General features: G+C 71.9%; 22 protein-coding genes and 1 pseudogene. 13 read left to right on the forward strand and 10 right to left on the reverse strand.

Going from position 1 to position 18,746, the window contains the following annotated elements; genetic code table 11:
* The first annotated feature begins 46 nt into the window (after window positions 1–46).
* From AWQ68_RS31645 to AWQ68_RS31670, 7 genes are all read left to right on the forward strand, one after another.
* Complete coding sequence (locus AWQ68_RS31645; RefSeq protein ID WP_066947530.1) at window positions 47–964, forward strand: ABC transporter ATP-binding protein; 918 nt, start codon at window positions 47–49, stop codon at window positions 962–964.
* Window positions 954–1,724: an ABC transporter permease gene (locus tag AWQ68_RS31650; protein ID WP_066947533.1), complete on the forward strand. Its 771-nt coding sequence runs from the start codon at window positions 954–956 to the stop codon at window positions 1,722–1,724. Before AWQ68_RS31645 ends, AWQ68_RS31650 begins: the two co-directional genes overlap by 11 nt.
* Window positions 1,721–2,518, forward strand: a complete 798-nt coding sequence (locus AWQ68_RS31655) for an ABC transporter permease (RefSeq protein ID WP_066947537.1) — start codon at window positions 1,721–1,723, stop codon at window positions 2,516–2,518. Before AWQ68_RS31650 ends, AWQ68_RS31655 begins: the two co-directional genes overlap by 4 nt.
* Window positions 2,519–2,550: 32 nt before the next feature.
* Window positions 2,551–2,922, forward strand: coding sequence for a DoxX family protein (locus tag AWQ68_RS31660; RefSeq protein WP_066947540.1), 372 nt, complete (start codon window positions 2,551–2,553; stop codon window positions 2,920–2,922).
* 51 nt (window positions 2,923–2,973) lie between these two features.
* Complete coding sequence (locus AWQ68_RS42955) at window positions 2,974–3,123, forward strand: hypothetical protein (protein WP_218007116.1); 150 nt, start codon at window positions 2,974–2,976, stop codon at window positions 3,121–3,123.
* Between the two features lie 162 nt (window positions 3,124–3,285).
* Window positions 3,286–4,998 carry a PHP domain-containing protein gene (locus tag AWQ68_RS31665; protein ID WP_066947543.1) on the forward strand — a complete coding sequence of 571 codons (1,713 nt, stop codon included), beginning with the start codon at window positions 3,286–3,288 and terminating at the stop codon, window positions 4,996–4,998.
* A complete protein-coding gene (locus AWQ68_RS31670; protein WP_066947546.1) occupies window positions 4,995–5,543 on the forward strand; it encodes a hypothetical protein in 549 nt (182 codons plus the stop codon). Before AWQ68_RS31665 ends, AWQ68_RS31670 begins: the two co-directional genes overlap by 4 nt.
* Window positions 5,544–5,566: 23 nt before the next feature.
* Here AWQ68_RS31670 and AWQ68_RS31675 read toward each other — a convergent pair whose 3' ends face one another.
* The 3 genes from AWQ68_RS31675 to AWQ68_RS31685 all read right to left on the reverse strand — a co-directional run bounded on the left by AWQ68_RS31675 (window position 5,567) and on the right by AWQ68_RS31685 (window position 8,330).
* Window positions 5,567–6,199 (reverse strand): LysE family translocator, encoded by a 633-nt coding sequence (locus AWQ68_RS31675; RefSeq protein WP_066947549.1) that lies wholly within the window; start codon window positions 6,197–6,199, stop codon window positions 5,567–5,569.
* A 293-nt stretch (window positions 6,200–6,492) separates the two neighbouring features.
* Window positions 6,493–7,254, reverse strand: coding sequence for an alpha/beta fold hydrolase (locus AWQ68_RS31680; RefSeq protein ID WP_066947552.1), 762 nt, complete (start codon window positions 7,252–7,254; stop codon window positions 6,493–6,495).
* A gap of 101 nt (window positions 7,255–7,355) precedes the next feature.
* Window positions 7,356–8,330, reverse strand: coding sequence for a helix-turn-helix transcriptional regulator (locus AWQ68_RS31685; RefSeq protein ID WP_306306844.1), 975 nt, complete (start codon window positions 8,328–8,330; stop codon window positions 7,356–7,358).
* Between the two features lie 63 nt (window positions 8,331–8,393).
* Between AWQ68_RS31685 and AWQ68_RS31690 the strand changes: the two genes are divergently transcribed.
* Window positions 8,394–9,158, forward strand: coding sequence for a DeoR/GlpR family DNA-binding transcription regulator (locus AWQ68_RS31690; protein WP_066947558.1), 765 nt, complete (start codon window positions 8,394–8,396; stop codon window positions 9,156–9,158).
* Between the two features lie 41 nt (window positions 9,159–9,199).
* Window positions 9,200–10,420, forward strand: a complete 1,221-nt coding sequence (locus tag AWQ68_RS31695) for an MFS transporter (RefSeq protein ID WP_066947561.1) — start codon at window positions 9,200–9,202, stop codon at window positions 10,418–10,420.
* A gap of 18 nt (window positions 10,421–10,438) precedes the next feature.
* Here AWQ68_RS31695 and AWQ68_RS31700 read toward each other — a convergent pair whose 3' ends face one another.
* From AWQ68_RS31700 to AWQ68_RS46400, 4 genes and pseudogenes are all read right to left on the reverse strand, one after another.
* Window positions 10,439–11,206 (reverse strand): sulfite exporter TauE/SafE family protein, encoded by a 768-nt coding sequence (locus tag AWQ68_RS31700; RefSeq protein ID WP_066947564.1) that lies wholly within the window; start codon window positions 11,204–11,206, stop codon window positions 10,439–10,441.
* 78 nt (window positions 11,207–11,284) lie between these two features.
* Entirely contained in the window at window positions 11,285–11,443 is a 159-nt protein-coding gene (locus AWQ68_RS42960; RefSeq protein ID WP_157545999.1) for a hypothetical protein, read from the reverse strand.
* An 802-nt stretch (window positions 11,444–12,245) separates the two neighbouring features.
* Window positions 12,246–12,746 (reverse strand): DUF2716 domain-containing protein, encoded by a 501-nt coding sequence (locus AWQ68_RS31705; protein WP_218007117.1) that lies wholly within the window; start codon window positions 12,744–12,746, stop codon window positions 12,246–12,248.
* Window positions 12,743–12,967 (reverse strand): annotated as a pseudogene (locus AWQ68_RS46400) (hypothetical protein); the annotation flags it as partial. The gene AWQ68_RS31705 and the pseudogene AWQ68_RS46400, both read right to left, overlap by 4 nt.
* 142 nt (window positions 12,968–13,109) lie before the next feature.
* On the opposite strand from AWQ68_RS46400, the gene AWQ68_RS31715 reads away from it, so the two are divergent.
* The 3 genes from AWQ68_RS31715 to AWQ68_RS31725 all read left to right on the forward strand — a co-directional run bounded on the left by AWQ68_RS31715 (window position 13,110) and on the right by AWQ68_RS31725 (window position 16,323).
* Complete coding sequence (locus AWQ68_RS31715) at window positions 13,110–14,144, forward strand: pyridoxal-phosphate dependent enzyme (RefSeq protein ID WP_245656285.1); 1,035 nt, start codon at window positions 13,110–13,112, stop codon at window positions 14,142–14,144.
* A 74-nt stretch (window positions 14,145–14,218) separates the two neighbouring features.
* Complete coding sequence (locus tag AWQ68_RS31720; protein WP_066947573.1) at window positions 14,219–15,037, forward strand: hypothetical protein; 819 nt, start codon at window positions 14,219–14,221, stop codon at window positions 15,035–15,037.
* A 20-nt stretch (window positions 15,038–15,057) separates the two neighbouring features.
* Window positions 15,058–16,323: a sensor histidine kinase gene (locus AWQ68_RS31725; protein WP_084464611.1), complete on the forward strand. Its 1,266-nt coding sequence runs from the start codon at window positions 15,058–15,060 to the stop codon at window positions 16,321–16,323.
* A 45-nt stretch (window positions 16,324–16,368) separates the two neighbouring features.
* On the opposite strand, the gene AWQ68_RS31730 is transcribed toward AWQ68_RS31725, so the two are convergent.
* Complete coding sequence (locus tag AWQ68_RS31730; protein ID WP_066947576.1) at window positions 16,369–16,683, reverse strand: DMT family transporter; 315 nt, start codon at window positions 16,681–16,683, stop codon at window positions 16,369–16,371.
* Complete coding sequence (locus AWQ68_RS31735) at window positions 16,680–17,336, reverse strand: FMN-dependent NADH-azoreductase (RefSeq protein ID WP_245656287.1); 657 nt, start codon at window positions 17,334–17,336, stop codon at window positions 16,680–16,682. Before AWQ68_RS31735 ends, AWQ68_RS31730 begins: the two co-directional genes overlap by 4 nt.
* Window positions 17,337–17,386: 50 nt before the next feature.
* On the opposite strand from AWQ68_RS31735, the gene AWQ68_RS31740 reads away from it, so the two are divergent.
* Window positions 17,387–17,944: a TetR/AcrR family transcriptional regulator gene (locus AWQ68_RS31740; protein ID WP_084464612.1), complete on the forward strand. Its 558-nt coding sequence runs from the start codon at window positions 17,387–17,389 to the stop codon at window positions 17,942–17,944.
* A 117-nt stretch (window positions 17,945–18,061) separates the two neighbouring features.
* Here AWQ68_RS31740 and AWQ68_RS31745 read toward each other — a convergent pair whose 3' ends face one another.
* Window positions 18,062–18,676 carry a TetR/AcrR family transcriptional regulator gene (locus AWQ68_RS31745; RefSeq protein ID WP_245656289.1) on the reverse strand — a complete coding sequence of 205 codons (615 nt, stop codon included), beginning with the start codon at window positions 18,674–18,676 and terminating at the stop codon, window positions 18,062–18,064.
* Between the last annotated feature and the right edge of the window lie 70 nt (window positions 18,677–18,746).

An 18,746-nucleotide genomic window follows, 5' to 3' on the forward strand; every position in this document is an offset into this window, starting at 1 on the left:
GCTTCCGCGGCCCGGAGCCGGGGTTTCCTCGAATCAAGGAGATGACATGATCGAAATCGACGCGTTGACCAAGGTGTACGGTTCGGCGCAGGTCAGGGCGGTCGACGAGGTGTCCCTGCACATCCGCTCCGGCTCGGTCTTCGGCTTCCTGGGACCCAATGGCGCCGGCAAGACCACCACCATCAAGATGCTGTGCGGCCTGCTGACCCCCACCTCCGGTCAGGTCCGGCTGGGCGGCTTCGACGTGACCCGGCAGCGCTCGGCCGCGATGGCGCAGTTCGGTGCCGTGCTGGAAGGCTCGCGCAACGTCTACTGGAGCCTGTCGGCCTGGCAGAACCTGATGTACTTCGGCCGACTCAAAGGCATGCGCAAGGCCCAGGCCGCCGACCGGGCCAAGGATCTGCTAACCGACCTGGAGCTGTGGGAGCGCCGCGACGACAAGGTCGGCGGCTTCTCCCGCGGCATGCAGCAGAAGGTCGCGATCGCCGCCGCTCTCATCGCCGGCCCGCCGATCGTGCTGCTCGACGAGCCGACCCTCGGCCTCGATGTCGAGGCCACCCGCACCGTCAAGAACTGGATCACCGAGCAGGCCCGCGAACTGGGCACCACCATCCTGATCACCACGCACCAGCTCGACGTGGCCCAGGAACTGTGCGACCGGGTGGCCGTCATGCGCAAAGGACGACTCGTCGCCGACCTGCCCACACACCAACTGCTGGCGAGCTTCCGCGAACGCGACAGGTACGAGATCCGCATCGAGGGTACGGCGCCACCCGGCTTCGACGCCGTCACCCGCGACGGCGTCACCACGATCAGCATGCGGGTCAGCAGCCCGGGCGAGGTGTACGACGTGGTCGAGCGCCTGCGCGCCCAGGGGGCCGTACTGGAGTCGCTGACCCAGGTGCAGCCCGACCTGGAGGATGTGTTCCTCGCCCTGGTGAACGAGGCGTCCCATGCTGCTTGACGTCCTGGGCGCGGAGATCGGCAAGGGCCTGCGCGTTCAGCTGGCCCACCCGATCGGCCATGTCATCACGCTGTTGATCAGCACCACCATGTACCTCGGCCTGCAGTTCGTGCTCGGCCAGGGCGAGCTGCGCCAGGATCTGCTACCGCAGACCCTGGTCGCCATCGGCGGCTACTGGTTCCTGCAGTACGCCGCGCTGGTGATGGTGGCCGACCTCATCGAGGAGAAACGCGCCGGCACCTTCGCCCAAGCGCAGATGACCCCGGCGCCGCCGTGGCTGCCGATGCTCGGCCGGCTGATCACCGCCTCGGTGTTCGGCCTGGCGGTGGCCGCCGTCGCCGCGCTCGTCCCCATGCTGGTGGCCGGTATCGCGATCCCGCTGCGCTGGGCGGCGCTGCTGCCGGCCCTGCTGCTCGGAGCGAACGTGCTGGCCTTCACGTTCCTGCTGGCGGCCCTCGCGCTGGTCTCCCCGATGATCGGCGCCCTGCAGTCGCTGTTCACCGCACTGGTGCTGCTGCTCAACGGGTCGTTCCTGCCGCTGGCCTTCTATCCGGACTGGCTGGCCGCCCTGGCCAGGATCCTGCCCACCACCCTGGGCATCGAGGCGCTCACCCAGACGCTGTTCCAGGGCCGGCCCCTGGCCGAGGTCTGGAGCGGAGGCACCCTGCCCTGGCTGCTCATCCACACGATCACGCTCGCCGTCGGCGGCGGCCTGTTGTTCGTCCGCAACCACCGCCGAGCCCTGCAGGAGACGGCATGATCTTCGCCCGCGGATTCACCGCAGAAGTACGTAAGGGCCTGCTCAACCTCGCCGCCGGATGGCGCCAGGTCCTCATTGAGATGATCACTTTCCCGCTGTTCTACCTGCTCATCGTGCTGTTCATGGGACGCGGACAACTGCGCGCGGACCTGCTGCTGCCGGTACTGCTCGGCATGGTGGCGCTGACCTTCATCCACGAGCAGGTCAACCGCGTGTTCTGGAGCTACCTGGGCGACATCCAGTCCGGCGTGCTGGAACAGACCTACCTGACCCCGCTGCCCTCGGCCGCGCTCATCCTCGGCCGCCAGGTCGCCGCGGTCATTTCCGCCCTGCCCACCGCGCTGGCCGTCCTGGCCACCGGCGCGGCCGCCATCACCCTCCAGGGCGGGTACTTGCCCTTCGACGCGCAGGTGATCGTGCCTCTGGCCGCCATCGCACTGGGCACCTGCGGCCTGGCCCTCATCTTGTGCGGGCTGACCCTGGTGTTCAAACGCATCGAGATCATCACCCAGCTGTCCGTGGCCGTCTACGCCATCGCCGGCGGCACCCTGGTACCCCTGACCGCCCTGCCCGACCCGATCGCCTTCCTCAGCCGGCTCACGGTCCCCATCGCGCCCGGCATCGAGGCGATGCGCGACATCCTGCTCGGCGGGCATTCCCTGGCCGCCCTCCCGACGGGCTGGGGTCTTGGATGGCTGCTGGCCCAACCGCTGCTCATCACCGCCACCGGGGTGGTCCTGTTCAACCAGCTCGAACACCTCGCCCGACGCCGCGGCACCCTCGGCCGCTACTAGGCCAGGAACCTGGATGAAAGAGAGCAACTGACGTGTACGTGTTCTTGTGGGTACTCCAGGCCGTCCTGGCCACCGTCTTCGGCCTGGCCGGTGTCATGCACTCCACCCAGCCCAAGGAGAAACTGCGCCCCATGCTGCCCTGGGTGGAGGACTTCACGCCCGCCCAGGTCCGCCTGATCGGCGTGGTCGAACTTCTCGGCGCCCTCGGCCTACTTCTGCCCGCCGCCACTGGCATCGCCCCGGTCCTCACCCCGCTGGCCGCCACCGGCCTGGCCATCACCATGCTCGGCGCCGCCGTCACCCACGCCCGCCGCAAAGAGCCGGTGGCCGCCGCCGTCAACGTGGCGCTGCTCGCGCTGGCCGCCCTCATCGCCTGGGGCCGCTTCGGCCCGTACGCCTTCTGACCTCCGTCCCGCTGGAGGTCGTGAACGCCTCGGGCGGGTCGTCAGCGCGGGTTGGGCATCCCCACCGGCAAACGGAAGGGCCACACCCCCTCCCTCGCCAGCATCTACCGCGCCCTCGTCGAGTACGAGAAGGCCCAACGCCACCCCGACGCCGTCGAGCAAGCTCGAGCCGAGTTCGCGACCCTCCAGACCACGGGGTAGGTGCGCCGCCCCCGGCGTCCGTCGCCGGGGGCGGCGGAGATCGTACAGTCAGCCGACCACTGTGCGGTCCGCGCCGTTCACTTGTGGTTTGTCCGATTCCGAAAGGGTGCCCTGCGTAGCCGGAGCGCGATCTCTGCTCCGGCGGAGAGAAAGGGCACCCTCATGGGTCACGGGCACCCCCATACCCACGACCACGAACACCACCACCATGACCATGACCACGGCGGCGACGTCGCACCTGCCGCGGACATGGCCATCCCGGACCAGGAGCTGTCGCCGAGCGACCTGTCCCGGCGGCAGATGTTCCGCCGCGCCGGACTCCTGGGCGCCGGGCTCACCGCCGCCGGCGTCCTCGGCGCCGTGTCCCCGTCCGCCGCGGCCGCCACCGCGGCCCGCTCGGCCGGCGGTCCCGCGAGGCAGGACGGCTACCTCTGGCTCGCGGGCGACCACCACATCCACACCCAGTACAGCTCCGACGGCATGTACAAGGTGATCGACCAGGTGCAGCACGCCAACGCGTACGGGCTGGACTGGATGGTCATCACCGACCACGGCAGCGTGGCGCACGCGAAGATCGGCGTGGAGAAGGTCAACCCCGACATCGTCGCCGCCCGGCAGGCCGTCAAGGACACCCTCGTCTTCCAGGGCCTGGAGTGGAACATCCCGGCGGCCGAGCACGGCACCGTCTTCGTCGCGCCGGGCAAGGGCGAGGTCGCCACGCTCAAGGAGTTCGAGAACGCCTTCGACGGCGTGGTCAAGGGCGCGACCGCCGGAACCCCGCAGAACGAGGCCCTCGCCATCGCGGGCCTCAGCTTCCTGGCCGACGCCGTCAAGCGGCGCCGCGTCCCCGACGCGCTGTTCCTCGCGAACCACCCCTCGCGCAAGGGCATCGACTCGCCGCACGAGATCCGCGGCTGGCGCGACGCCCAGCCGGACATCGCCGTGGGCATGGAGGGCGCGCCCGGCCACCAGGCGGCGGGCATCGCCAAGCCGAACGGCCCGGGGTCCGGCCGCGGCTACTACGACAACGGCCCCAGCGCCGACTCCTTCCCCGGCTACCCGGCCGAGAGCTACAAGACCTTCGGCGGCTTCGACTGGATGACCGCGACGGTCGGCGGCCTGTGGGACAGCCTGCTCGCCGAGGGCAAGCCCTGGTGGATCACCGCCAACTCGGACTCGCACACGATCTACGGCGACACCACCGACCGCGGCCCGGGCGGGGACTTCAACGCCAACGGCAGGTACGAGGACCCGATCTACAAGGGCGTACCGAACCTGTCGAGCGGCGACTTCTGGCCCGGCTACTACAGCCGCACCCACGTGGGGGCGACCGACTTCTCCTACGCCGCGGTCATGGAGGGCATCCGGCAGGGCCGGATCTGGGTCGACCACGGCGGCCTGATCAGCGGGATCGTCGTGCGCGCCCGGGCGCAGGGCAACCACGGCGTCACGCTGGGAGACACCCTGTTCGTGCGCAAGGGCGCGAAGACCGAGGTGTCCATCCAGATCACCCTGGCGAACACCCCGAACTGGGCGCAGGTCGTGCCGACCCTGGCCCGGGTCGACGTGATCCAGGGCGACGTGACCGGCCCGGTGTCGGACAAGGACGCGTTCACCACGCCGAACACGAAGGTCGTGCAGTCGTTCGAGGTCGGCAGGAACAGCGGCACCGTCACGTTCACCTACCAGGTGGGCGCGGTCGACCGGCCCATCTACGTGCGGCTGCGCGGCACCGACGGCAAGCGCTCCGCCCCCGGCCTGCTCGGCGCGTCCGTCGACCCGAACGGTCCCCAGATCGACGTCTTCGGCGACGCCGACCCGTGGAACGACCTGTGGTTCTACACCAACCCGATCTGGATCGTGCCGCGCCGATGATCCTGGGAGTCGACTCGGGATCACGTACGGTCGCCGAGGCCGAGCGCCTTCTCCACTCCGTGGTGGAGGCGCTCGGCCTGCCGTCCGGCGTGATCGGCTGCACGCACTTCGTCAGGACCGGGGCGCTCCCCCACGTGGCGTGCTCGGTCGCCCTGGAGGGAGACGCCGACCTGTCCCTCCTGCCCGAGGGCGTCTCGGCCGCGCTGGGCGAGCGCCGTACCGGCCCGGACGCGGAGGGCGCGGCGCTGGCCGCGGCCGAGCACGCGGCCGGACGGTCGGGCCGGATCGTCCTCTTCCCCGGCCGGGACGAGTTGACCGGCACGCTGGCCGTCGGCGAGATCCTCGCCCGCTCGGCCGTCGAGCGGGTGGTCGTCCTCGCCCAGGCGGAGGAGCCGGACGCGGACACGGCCGTGGTCACCAACGACCACGTGCGGCCGGAGTGGCGCGACGGCGTGATGACGCTGGTCACCATGCCCGCGTCCGGTGGGCGCCTGACCCCCGCCGAGATCCCCGATCCCACGCCCTGCTGCGCCGACCACGCCTGACCGGCCGTCTCCGGCGCGGTCGGCTAGTGGCTGTCCGTGGCGAGGCGGACGGCCAGGGCGGCGAAGATCGTGCCGGAGACGCGGTGCAGCCACTTCTGTACGGCGGGATGCCGGCGCACGAAGTCGCCGAGGCGCCCCGCCAGGAGTCCGGCCGACGCGTCGACCATCAGGCCGACCACGATGAACAGCGCCCCGAGCACGAAGAACTGCGCCATCACGCTGCCCCGGGCCGGGTCGACGAACTGCGGGAAGAACGCCAGGTAGAACGCGATCACCTTGGGGTTGGCGAGGTTGGTCAGCAGCGCCTTCGCGTAGATGCGCGCCCACGACGTCCTGTGCGCGCTCTGGCCGAGCGGTTCCGGCCTGCGTGCCGACCGGAACGACGCCACGGCGAGGTAGAGCAGGTAGACGGCGCCGAGCACCCGCACGATGTCGAAGACCACCGGGAAGGCCCGCATCAGCGCGCCGAAGCCCAGCGCGGCCGCCGTCGTGTGGACGGCCAGGCCCGTCGACATGCCGAGCGCCGCCAGCACCCCCGCGCGGGGTCCGGACGCCAGCCCTGTCGCGGCGATGAAGAGCATGTCGGGGCCCGGAACCAGGGAGATGACCAGCGCGGCCAGGCAGAACGTCAACGCGACGGCGGGATCGAGGAGCACGGGTGGAACCTACCGCACGGGCTGGAACCGGCCCGCCGGGGGTCGGTTCCAGCCCTGATGAACAGACGAACGGGTGCACGGCTCGGTGCCGGCCGAGCGGCCGGCCCGCCACCGGCGGGGGAGCGCCGGGCATGCGGATCCCGAGGACGTGGGGGCATTTCCGGCGCCCGCCGCCTCGACCTGCCCGAGACGCGGGCCGCCTGCCGCCGCTGGAGCGACCGGAGGAGGTGACGGCGGCGCTTGACAGCCTTCCTTCCGGACGTCTTCGCCGCCTGGTCTCCTTGTCACCCCTGTTACGGCTGGTCGGTCGCCCGCAGGAAGTCCTGGATGATCCGGGTCGTCTCCGCCGGGCGTTCCATGCTGGGCAGGTGTCCCGCCCATTCCAGCTCGACCAGGCGCGCGTGCGGCAGGGTCGCGGCGAGGTGGCGGGCCGTCTGCCGGAAGTAGGGCAGGTCGTGGCCTCCGCCCACCACGAGGGCGGGGGCCTGTACGGCGGCCGGGTCGATCCGGCCGCGGATCCGCTCGGGCTCGGGGTCGGCCGCGAGCTGCACCTCGTACGCGTGGCGCTGCATCTCGGCGAGCCGGGCGCGGGTCGCGTCGTCGGCGTCGGGGCCGAGCCAGGTTCGTGCGTTGAGCTCCGCCGCGCCCGTGAGGTCGCCGGCCTCGACCAGCCGCATCTCCTCGGCGCCGAACTCCTCGACGTCGGGCGTCTCGGGCAGGCCGCATCCGGCGTTGAGCAGGACCAGCCGGGAGACCAGGCCGGGACGCGCGGTGGCCAGTTCGAGCGCCACCCGCCCGCCGTGCGAGGAGCCGACCACGGCGACGCGTTCCAGACCGAGGTCGCCGAGCACCTGGGCGATGTCGCCGTCGTCGGAGTAGGGGCCGTCCGCGGCCCACGGGCTGCGGCCGAACCCCCGGAAGTCCAGCCGGATCACGCGGAACGACGCGGTCAGCGCCTCCCATTGCGGATCCCACATGCGGGCGTCCGCTGTGCCCGAGTGCAACAGCAGCACCGGATCGCCCACTCCCCCGACCTCGTACCAGACACCGGTCAAAATCGCCTCACGGCTCCTCTGTCATGCATGGAAATGTCCGCCTATGGTGGTGCGCGTCCCGCCGCCTGGCAATTTGTTTTCGCCCGAATCCCCGGCCGATGTCAGGCGCGGTACATCGCGGAGAGCTCGGCGGCCGTCTCGGCCATCAGGTCGCGCAGGTCGGCCGGTTCCAGCACCTCGACGGCGGCGCCGAGCCGCAGGAGCTGCCAGCGCGCGTGGCGCGGGGACTCGATCGGCAGCTTCACCCGCGTCCAGCCGTCGTCCTCGGTGACGCCGAGGCGCAGCGCCTCGTCGGCCACGTCCCCGAAGGTGTAGCGGAAGAGCCCGGCGGCGTCGGGCGCGACCCGCACGACGGCGTCGGCGGTGTACATGCGGGCGGCGAACTCGGCGGAGAACCGCCGCCAGAACGCGACCAGGTCGAAGTCGGCCGGCCGCTCGAACCACTCGTCCAGGACGTCCGCGTCGATGACGCGGCTGACGCGGTAGGTGCGCACGCTGTCGTCGCAGGCGGCGGCCAGGTACCAGGAGCCGCCCTTGAGCACCAGGCCGTACGGGTGGACCAGGCGCTCCACCTCCTGCGGGCCCCAGCGCCGGTAGCGCAGCCGCAGCACCCGCTGGTCCCACACCGCGCGGGAGACCTCGGAGAGGAACGGGACGTCGTCGCCGGCCCGGTACCAGCCGGGCACGTCCAGGTGGAAGCGCTCGCGCATGCGGGCGGCCTGCGAGCGGGGGCCGGGGGGCAGCGCCGCGAGCAGCTTCAGCTCGGCCGTCGCGGCCACCTCCGCCAGCCCGAGCTCGGCGGCCGGCCCGGGCAGCGCGGCGAGGAACAGCGACGAGGCCTCCTCGCTGCTCAGCCCGTTCACCTTGGTGCGGTATCCGTCCAGGAGCCGGTAGCCGCCCGCCGGGCCGCGGTCGGCGTAGACCGGCACGCCGGCCGCCGAGAGGGCCTCGATGTCGCGGTAGACCGTACGGACCGAGACCTCCAGCTCGGCGGACAGCTCGGGGGCTGTCATCCGGCCGCGGGTCTGCAAGAGGAGAAGGAGGGACAGCAACCTGCTGGCGCGCATGTATCCCATCCTGCCACCTTTACAACGTAGATTTATTTGATCTATGAACGCTGGACATGTTCAAATGAACGCATGGAGAGTTCGGACCGGATCAGGGCGATCATGAACGCGCTGCGGGTCGCCGACAGCGTCTCGGTCGCGGAGCTGGCCACCGCGCACGGCGTCTCGGAGATGACCATCCGCAGGGACCTGGACGAGCTGGCCCAGCAGGGCGTCGTCCGCCGGGTCCGCGGCGGCGCGCTCAGCCTGCTGCTGCGCGGCGAGGAGCCGCCCTTCGGCGTACGCGCGCGCGAGGCGGTTGAGGCCAAGCGGCGCATCGCCGCCGAGGTGGCCGCGCTCCTGTCCGACGGGGAGGCGGTGCTGCTCGACGGCGGCACGACCCTGCTGGAGGTGGCCAGGGCCGTGCGCGACCGCCGCCTCACCGTGCTCCCACTCGGCCTCCAGGCGGCGCAGGAGCTCTCCGCCGCCCCGCGGATCCGCCTCGTTCTCCCCGGCGGCGAGGTACGGCAGGGCGAGCTGAACTTCGTCGGCCCGCTCGCCGAGGCGTCGATCAGGACGCTGCGGTTCGACACCGCCGTGATCGGGTGCTGCGGACTGTCCGCCGAGCACGGGCTGACCGCGCACGACCTGCCCGAACTGGCCATCAAGCAGGCGGCCATCGCCTCGGCGCGCAGGGTCGTGGCGGCGTGCGACTCCGGCAAGTTCGGCCGTACCGCCTTCGGCGCCGTCTGCCCGCTCGACCGGCTCGACGTCGTCGTCACCGACGAGGGCGTGCCCCGGGAGCAGCACGACGCCCTCGTCGCGGCCGGCGTCGTCGTCCGCGTCGCCGCCCCGTGAGGGCGTCCCTTCCCGCCTCCCCTCCCCCATCGGAGCGTCCCATGGCTTCTCCCACCCTCGACCGGCCTGCCCTGCTGCGGGCGCGGCTCGCCGTGTACGGGTTCTTCCTGCTCGCCGGGCTCACCTTCGGCACGTGGACGGCCCGCATCCCCGCCGTCAAGGCGCGCCTCGTCCTGTCCGACGGCGAGCTGAGCCTCGGCCTCCTCGGCATCGCGGCGGGCGCGATCACCGGTATGCAGGTGGTCGGCCGGCTCATCGACCGGTTCGGCAGCCGCCGCGTCGCTATCCCGACCGCGATCGCGCAAGGGGTCGTCCTCGTGCTGCCCGCCTACGTACCGAACCTGCCCACGCTCGCCGCCGCGCTGTTCGTCTTCGGCCTGATGCACGGCAGCCTGGACGTCTCCATGAACGCCAACGCCGTCGTCGTCGAGCGCGCGTACGGCAGGACGTTGATGGGGTCGTTCCACGCGGTGTTCAGCATCGGCGGGTTCCTCGGCGCCGCGATCGGCGGGCTGTTCGCGCACGCCTCCGTCGAGGCGGGCCCGACGTTCCTGTCCGCCGGGCTGCTGATCGTCGTGCTCGCGGCGGTGTCGTCCCGGTGGGCCATGCGCGACGCCGCCGAAGCCTCCGAGGGACCGGCCGCGGCGGCGGAGACCGCCGCGGGGCTGCCGCGCGGCGTGCTGTTCCTCGGCGTACTCGCGTTCTGTTGCCTGGTCGGCGAGGGCGCCGCGGGCGACTGGAGCTCGGTCTACCTGGTGGAGTCGCTGGGCTCGGCCCCCGCGACGGGGGCCGCCGCCTACGCCGCGTTCGCCGTCATGATGACCGCGGGGCGGTTCGCCGGGGACCGTCTGGCCGCGCTGCTCGGCCCGGTGCGGCTGGTGCGCTGCTGCGGGATCCTCGCCGCGGGCGGCCTCGCGCTCGCGGTGCTCGGCGGGACGCAGGCCACGGGCATGATCGGGTTCGGACTGTTCGGGGCGGGCCTGTCGTGCACCATCCCGCAGGTCTTCTCCGCCGCCGGACACCGCGACCCGGCCCAGGCCGGCCGCGCCCTGGCCCGGGTGGCGAGCCTCGGGTACGCCGGGCTCCTCGCCGGTCCGGTCCTGATCGGCGGCGCCTCCGAGCTGTCCACGCTGCGCCACGCCCTGCTCATTCCCGTGCTCCTGTCGCTGTTCGTGGCGGTGACGGCGTCCGCGCTGCGCTCGCCTCGCGCCGCCCACGCGTCCGGCGCCGCCACCCCGGCCCTCGGCGACGTGCCCTCCTGACGCGCCGCCGCGGTGCCCTCAGCGGGCGAGGAACTGCTCGTAGCCGAGCTTGAGGACCAGCGCGGTGACCACGCAGAGCAGGACGACCCGGACGAAGCCGGAGCCCCGCCGGAGCGCCATGCGCGTGCCGAGCTGGGCTCCGGCGATGTTGCAGACGGCCATGCCGAGCCCGAGCGCCCACAGCACGTGCCCCTGCCAGGTGAAGACGACCAGGGCGCCCAGGTTCGTGCCGGTGTTGAGGATCTTCGCGGTCGCCGACGCGTTCACGAAGTCCATCCCGAGCACCGAGGTGAACGCGATGAGCAGGAACGTGCCCGTCCCCGGGCCGAGGATCCCGTCGTAGAACGCGATCACGACGCCCGCGAGGGCGATGGCGGCGGCCAGCCGGGCCGGGGTGCGCAGGTGGGGCTGCGGGACGAGACCGAACGCCGGGCGCAGCGTCACGAACGCCGCCACCCCGAGCAGCACCACGAGGACCAGCGGCTTGAGCACACCCGCTTCCAGCATCGCGGCCGAGGCCGCCCCGAGGCCCGCGAAGCCGATCGCCAGCACACCGGACGGCACGGCCACCGCCCGGTCGAGCTTGGTGTTCCGCGCGTACGCGACCGCGGCGGACGCGGTGCCGAAGATGGCGGCGGACTTGTTCGTCGCCACCGCCTGCACCGGGGACAGCCCCGCCAGAAGGAGCGCGGGGAGCTGGAGCAGCCCTCCCCCGCCGACGACCGCGTCCACCCAGCCCGCGGCCAGCGCCGCCACGAGCAGGACGACGACCTCTCCCGCCGTCATGCGGCTCCCCTCCCCCTTGACGATCTCTTGACCGTCCGAGGTTATCGGCCCCCGTGCCGGACGGCAGGGGCCGGACGCTCACCCGCGGTTGGCCCAGCCGAGCGCGACCAGCGCGGGCGGCAGCACGGCCGCCCATCCGTAGTGGACGATCTCCCAGTTCGCATCCTCGGGATACAACCACGGCGTGCGGGGAGAGGCTCCCAGCGCCCGACCACGCAACGGCCTGCCTTGGAACAAGGGCCTCCCTGGCAACATAGAGCTACGGCGTCGGCGGGCGATTACCCCGGATCTTCACGGAACAGGCCCCGCGCAGGAAAAGTCGGACTAGACGATCGGTTCTCTACGCCGCCCATGGGCCGCCAGGCACAACCACAACCCCTCGCCGTCGATGGCATCCGGATTGAGTGGATGCGTATGCCGAGGGCACGCGGGCAGCGCCTGTCACCACGTCACCTCGATCGCATGATCTTGCAGGCCCGAGGCCAGGTGGGCGATCGCATTCGGGCGGAGGACATTTGGCTCAGTGGCAGCCTGTCCGGCCACCAATCGCTATACAACACGAAAAGCCATGAAACCGTTGACGGGGCTCCACCGGCCACGCAATCCCCGGCCGACGTTAGGTGACGGACCACCAACTTCCCCGTGAGTTCAACAGAGTCGCGTTACGGATGATCGTGAACGCCCCGTGCGCAGACTTGCCACCGACCCGCATGGGGAAGGCAAAGTGATCTCGACACCGAAATAGCCGACTCTCATGCCCATATAGGCGATTCGGCGAGTATTGCTCTCCGGGAATCCCGCCGCAGATAGGGGGCGTCGAGAGACGACTCCCGCCTCCTGGCGCGCAGAGGGCGGGGCCACAGCCGTCGTCCTATGGGCCGGCGCCTATCCATCGAGCGGTCCCCCCGGAGCCGTCCGGAAAAGGCGCAACTACCACGGCTTGCCCCTCCGAGACCTCCCACGGAGGCAGCTATCAACTCCATCTCCGTCGAGGGCCGGGGGTGCAGCAGGCGGAGCCCCTGCAATCTTGTCGGCTTATCTATAAGCGGGCGCGCTTGGTGGGCAGCCATGTAGTCAGGAGTGGCGCCAAGGTGTTGATCAGTGGGGCACCGAAGATGCACAGGGTCCGTTCCCAGGGGTGGCCGAAGGTGCCGGTGGTCGCGTCCTCGGACAGGAAGATGTAGTAGTCCCCATCGGGAAAGATCTCGACCGGCCAGTGTGGATGATCGTCTGCGGCTTGGCGGTGGGGCCAGAACCACCAGGCGGGGTGCTGCCAGTCGAGCACGAGCAGTCGCTGTGACGGGGCGAAGGTCCTGGTCATGGCCAGCAAGCCGAGCGAGTTGACTGCGTCGTGAGCTGCCGCGAACTGGGCCGGCTTGCTGGCGAAGATGGGGGCCAGGTCGATGGTTACCGACGGAGTCGGCTCGTTGATTGCGGGTTGGCGATATTGGTGGGGCCGGAATCTGAACTGGGCGTCGAACGGCGCCCAAAAGTCCTCGTAGTGTTCCATGTCGATCTCTTGCCAGGCCGGGGCGGTCACGAGGTGACCATAACCGGTGGATGTTGACGGAGTCGGATTGCACTTGAGTACCCGTGCTGGAGTTTCTGCGTCTGAGGGAATACGGTCGCCTCGTCATAGGTCTGGCCGGTGGTCAGGCAGTGGTGGACGATGCAGAGCATGCGGTTGAACAGGTCGGGTTGCGCCGCGAGGTGGCGGTCACCGTGTTCTCGTCGGCGCCGGTATTGGGTGGGCGCGCCTGGTTAGGTGGTCAGGAGGCAGAACGCCCGTTGGTGGCCGTGTGAGCCAGACGCTGGTTCTTGGCTCGGCGGTTGAAGACGGCGTGTTCTTGCTATTGAAGAGGGTGAGGCGGTGGGGCATCCCTTCGGCGGCTAGATTGCCCACGTGATCAACGCATGGGCGACGCAGGCGATCGGCAGGCTGGACGAGGAACGGCGCCGGACGGGGGTCACCCCGCTCCGCGAGTTCCCCCTCCCCGAGGAGTGGGGGGTACGGCTGCTGCTGAAGGACGAGTCGGCGCACCCGGAGGGCGGCCTCAAGCTCCGGCTGGCGCGTGCCCTCTTCCGCGGCGCGATCGCCGCGGGCCGGATCCGCGAGGGCACCACCGTGGTCGAGGCCGCCGGGGGCGCGATGGCGGCCGCCCAGGCGTACCTGGCCCGGCTCCTCGGCCTGCCGTACGTCGCCGTGATGCCGAAGAAGTCCTCCGGCGCGGACGTGGAGCGGCTGGGCGGCACGTGCCGGTACGTCGATCCGCCGCTCGCGATCTACGACGAGGCGCGGGAGCTGGCCGAGCGGCTCGGTGGCCACTACGTGGACCACTACGCGGCCGCCGCGAGCGTGGACTGGCACGGCGGCAGCCTGGCCGAGGAGCTGTTCGGGCAGCTCGGAACGTGCCCGCACTGGGTCGTGGTGGGCGCGGCGACGGGCGCCACGTCCGCCGCGCTCGGCCGCCACCTGCGCGGGCGCGGCCTGCCCGGACGGCTGGCCGTGGCCGACCCGGAGAACTCCGCCTACTTCCCGGGCTGGGCCTACGGCGCGGCCGACTACTCCACGGGGATGCCGTCCCGGATCGAGGGGGTCGGCCGCCCCCGGGTGGAGCCGGGGTTCGCCGCGGACGTCGTCGATCTGGTCGTCCCGGTGCCCGACGCGGCGAGCGTGGCCGCCGCGCGCCGCCTGCGCGCGGCGACCGGCCTCGCGGTCGGCCCGGCCGGCGGGACGAACCTGTGGGGCGCGCTGGAGCTCGCCGCGCGCATGCGCGCCGAGGGCGTACGCGGCGACGTGGTCGCCGTGATCGGCGAGGCGCACCCGCGCCACCTGCGCGCCTGTCACGACGACGTCTGGGCGGAGGGCCGGGGGCTGGACTGGCGGCCGCACGCCGCGCGGCTCACCGAGGTGCTCGACCGGGGCGCGCCCTGGTGATCTCCCCCGTGCGGGGGAGGCGGCTCACTCTGGTACGGGAGGAGCGCTGATCGTGGGCGCGGGACCGTGGGGGCATGGTTTCTCTCACGTCGTCGTACCGTCCGGCCGTCGTGGCGGGCGGGTGGATCGCCGCCGGGCTGCTCATCGGCTATTCCGCCACGGGTGTCGCCTTCGACATCCTGCTGCTCATCATGCACGGGGTCTCCCTTCTCAGCGGTGACACGGGCATGCTCGGCCTGATGGACATGGACTGGCTGCTCAGCGGCAGCCGGATCGCGGCCCTGGTCGCGGGCACGGCGGCCGCCATCGCCACCATGCGGTACCGGCGGCGGGCGCTGGGCGCCTGCGCGCGCTGCGGCCGCGCCGCCGACGGCAGGGGCGGCCCGGACGGCCGGCACGGCCTGAGCGGATACACCCGCCACGCCGGTTACGCCTGCGCCCTGCTCGCCGCCGCGTACGGCGGCCTGAAGGCGCAGTGGGGGCTGGGCGGCACGTTCGGCCTGGACGACCCGCGCGCCTTCGGCGACGACGTCCACCTGTGGACCCCGGGCCTGGGGGACACGGCCGTGCTCGGGCTGATCGGCGTGGCGCTCGGGATCGGCTTCGCGCGCACCTGGACTCCCCGGTTCATCCCCCGCTGGATGCCGCTGACCGCCGCCTTCGTCGGGTCGGTGATGTCGATCTCCGTCGGGCTCCTCGGGACCGGCATGTCGGTCGCCGCCGGGCTCGGCCTCCTCGAGCCTCCGAACCACGGCGACCTCGGCGGCGTCTCGGCGTGGGTCTTCCAGGGGATCTATCCCCTGTTCCTCACCTGGGGGCTGACCATGGCGGTCGCGGCCGTCGGCTACCACTACCGGACCCGGGGCCGCTGCGCCGCCTGCGGGCTCGGCTAGGTTTGCGGACCGATGACCAGATGAGCGGAAGGGGGCCCGCGGTGCACGCCGTCGCCGCCGCGTTGCGCAGCGCGGTCACCTACCGCCGGTGGGCCTGCCTGGTCCTCGGCGGGGCGCTGCTGATGCCGTACATGATGGCGGGCGAGGTGGTGGCGGCGGTGTGGTACCGCTCGCCGGGCGTGGGCGACCCGCTGCTGTCGGTCCAGCCGCTGATCTTCCTGGCCGTCCTTCCCGTCGTCGCCGTCTCGGGCCTGTTCCTGCCGGTACGCGCGTTCGAGATCGTGGCGGCCCGGGCGCTGCTCGGCGTCTCCCTGGAGGCTCCCCCTCCCCACGCCCGGCGCACCTGGCCGGAGCGCCTGCGCACCACCGCGTGGTTCACCGCCCATCTCGCGATCGGCGGCGTGGCCAGCGGGCTGGCGCTCGCGCTCGTGCCGTTCGCGATCTGGGCGGCGGCGCTGCCGCTGGTGCACGGCCCCATACCCGTCGGCGCACTCGTCGTCGAGACGGGTGCGGCGGCGTGGTGGGGACCGCCGCTCGCCGTGCTGACGCTCGTGGTGCTGTTCGGGGCGCTCGTGGGGGCGGGGGCGCTGCTGGCCGAGCTGGCCCCGGCCCTGCTCGGCCCGTCGCCCGAGGACCGGCTGGCCGCGGCCGAGGCGCACGCGCGGCGGCTGGCCGCCCGCAACCGCCTGGCCCGTGAGCTGCACGACTCGGTCGGGCACGCCCTCAGCGTCGTCACCGTCCAGGCCGCCGCGGCGGGCCGGGTCCTGGACCGGGACCCGGAGACGGCGCGGGCGGCCCTGGGGGCGATCGAGGAGTCGGCTCGGTCCGCCCTGGCCGAGCTGGACCACGTGATCGGGGTGCTGCGCGAGGGCGCGAGCCGCCGTGAGCCGGAGCCGACGCTGCGCGACCTGGACCGGCTCCTGGACTCCTCGGGCGCCCGGATCGTCCGCAGGATCGGCGATCTGTCCGGTGTGCCTCCGGTGGTGTCCCGGGAGGCGTACCGGATCGTCCAGGAGGCGCTCACCAACGCCCTCCGGTACGGCGCCGGCCCGGTCGAGGTGACGCTGGACGTACGCGCCGGAAGCCTTGAGCTGGACCTGCGCAACGCCACGGAGTCGCGGCGGGCGGGCCTGCGCCGTACCGGTCGCGGCGTGGCGGGCATGCGGGAGCGGGCGGATCTGCTGGGCGGGGAGTTCACGGCCGGACCGGCCGAGGGAGGCTGGCGGGTCGTGGCCCGCCTGCCGCTCGATCCCCAGGGAGGGACGCCTGGTTCGGGTGCGGCGTGATCCATACGGCGTCGAGGCCGGGGGCGCCGGACAGGACTGCCGGGCTCAGGTGGTGACCCGGGCCAGCACGATCCCGCCGACGATCAGGGCGAGCGCCGCCACCCTGCCCACCGACACGGGATCGTCGTTGACGACGATGCCCAGGGTGATCGCGCCGACGGCACCGATGCCGGTGAAGACGGCGTAGGCGGTGCCGACCGGCAGCGCGTTCATCGCCTGGGACAGCAGCCAGACGGCGGCCGCCATCAGGACCAGGCAGATCAGCGTGGGCAGCGGCCGGGTGAAGTTGTGCGTCGGCTTGATGCTCTGTGACCACGCCACCTCGACGAGCCCGGCCAGCAGCAGGATCAGCCACTTCATCCGGCTGCCTCCTTGAGCGCCGCGGCCAGTGACTCCTCGTGCCGGTCACGCAGGTGCGCCAGCGCCGGGTCGAGGCGTGCGTTGACCAACTCCGCGTGGATGAACGTCACGTCCTCGACCCTGAAGTGCCCCTTGAAGAAGTCGCGCAGGTAGCGCTCCTGGTGGTCGTACGGCTCGCGGGCCGTGCCGGGGCCGTACGCGCCGCCGCGGGCGCTCGTCACCACGAACGAGCGCCCGTCGAGCGACATCTTGGGAAAGGTGATCTGGTCGAGCCAGGCCTTCAGCGACGAGGGGATCGAGTAGTTGTACATCGGCGTGCCGATGAGAATCACCTCGGCCGCGACCACCTCCTGGAGCAACGGCTCCACGACGGCCCAGGCCTGGCGCTGGGCAGGGGTGCGGACCGCCTCCCGATAGCGCGAGATGTCGGTGATCTCGTGCTCCAGGATGTGGTCGCACAGCTCGGTCCACGCCTCGCCGATGTGCGGCACGGGTTGCGTGGCCAGGTCGCGGTAGACGTAGCCGGCCTGTGGGTGGGCGGCCCGCCAGGTCGCGGCGTACACGCCCGACAGCCTCCGCGAGAACGACGCCCGGCGGGCGCTGGCGTCCAGGTGCAGCAGCATGATCTCTCCTCGCCACAGATATGTGGACACACTGTCCAGTTGAATATAACCGGACAGTGCGTCCAGATACAATGGGACGTATGGAGAGAGCCGACGCCGCGCGCAACCGGGCACGGATCCTCGAGGCGGCCGCACAGCTGTTCGCGGAGCGGGCGCCGCAGGACGTGACGATGGACGACATCGCCAAGATGGCCGGGGTGGGCCGGGGCACGCTCTACCGCCGCTACCCCGACCGGGCGTCGATCGCCGTGGCGCTGCTCGATGAGCACGAGCGTGACCTGCAAGAACGCCTGCTGCGCGGCGAGCCTCCCCTGGGCCCGGGAGCGCCACCCGCCGAGCGGCTGGCCGCCTTCTACTCCGCCATGGTGCGCCTGCTTGAGGGCCACTCCCACCTGGTGCTCGGCTCGGAGGTGGGCCGCTCCCGCTTCGAGACGGGCGCGTACGGCTTCTGGCGCGCACACGTGCGCGCGCTCCTGGCCGCCGCGGGCACGCCCGAGCCGGACGCGCTGGTCGACGTCCTGCTCGCCCCCCTGGCCCCCGAGGTGTACGGCTACCAGCGCACGGTGCTCGGCCTCACTCCGGAGCAGATCACCGGGGCACTGGCCAGACTGACGAGGACGCTGGACCCGAGGTCCTGATGGTCCGCGAGGGCCGGCACGGCGGCCCTCCGGAACCTGCTCGGCTTCGCGCGCACGCGCCGGCCACCACGTTGAGAGGCGCGCCCAGCCGGTGCGGCACGTCGAGGGGCCTCCCCCTTACTGATCAGCCGCCCGCCCCGCAGGGTCACCGTGGATGACGCCCGCGCGGGCGGCGGCGGCAGCGGCGTCGGCCGCGCGTACCGCGTCGCGTTCGGTGACCGGCTCGTGGGTGACGAACAGCCGGTAGTAGATCGGGGCGACGGCCATCCTGATCACGTCGGCGCCGTCCGTGTCCGCCGGCAGTTCTCCCCGCTCGACGGCTCGCCGCACCACTTCGGCCGCCTGCTCGTGGCGGGCCATGAAGAAGTCGTGCAGGGATCGCGCGGCGTCGCCGTTCTGCACGGCCGCCGCCACGAACGCGGCGGAGATCGGCCCGGCGACGGGATCGGCGAACCCGCCCTGCACCAGCCGGACGATCGCCCTCAGATCACCCCGGAAGGAGCCGGTGTCGGGTATCGGCCACGGCTCCTCCCGCGCGAGCTCCAGCGCGTCCGCGATCAGTCCCTCCACGCTTCCCCAACGGCGGTACACGGTCGTCTTGTGGACGCCTGAGCGGATCGCCACATTCTCCACCGTCAGTCCGCTGTAGCCGTGTTCGGCCAGCTCGGCGAGGGTCGCCTGCCGTACGGCGTCGCGCACCCGCGCGCTGCGACCACCGGGACGCTGCTCCAAAATCTACTCCAGTTGCGTTAAGCCTCATGACAATGCTAGCTTAACGCTACTAAAGTTGCGATTGGAGCTC

It is taken from the genome of Microtetraspora fusca (assembly GCF_001570365.1).
Lineage (GTDB): Bacteria > Actinomycetota > Actinomycetes > Streptosporangiales > Streptosporangiaceae > Microtetraspora > Microtetraspora fusca.